1 pseudogene is annotated in these 384 nt (G+C 65.1%); it reads left to right on the forward strand.

The features are described 5' to 3' along the window. Positions 1–216 (forward strand): annotated as a pseudogene (locus EN750_RS40250) (hypothetical protein); the annotation flags it as partial. Between the last annotated feature and the right edge of the window lie 168 nt (positions 217–384).

Here is a 384-nt window from a genome sequence, read left to right on the forward strand (position 1 = left end):
GTCTGGGACGGCGCATCACCCGGTACGGCCGTCAACGTGCTTCGGCTCGCAATCGCGAACAGGCCCTGCGTCATTTACGATCTGGCCAGGGGCCGGATGGCGACAACGTACAATGTGGAGGACTGGTGCGCCATGCTCCGCCATGTCGATCCGGACACTCGCCGCCACGTCGAAGCCCGCATGACGCCCGAGGAGCGTCTAACGTTGCCAGGATGATGGATGCGGTCCCGCCGACAGCCCGGCGCAAGGGCGCCATGGCGACCAGCATGGCTCCGGCGAGAAACAACCACAGCGGTGGGCCGGTGATGAACGCCTCGCCGAAGAAACGGATGTCGCCGCGAATTCCCGAAATGGTGTTGCCGCCGGAGATCGCGAGCGATATGC

The sequence above is a fragment of the Mesorhizobium sp. M7A.F.Ca.ET.027.03.2.1 genome (genome assembly GCF_003999175.1).
Taxonomy (GTDB): Bacteria; Pseudomonadota; Alphaproteobacteria; order Rhizobiales; family Rhizobiaceae; genus Mesorhizobium.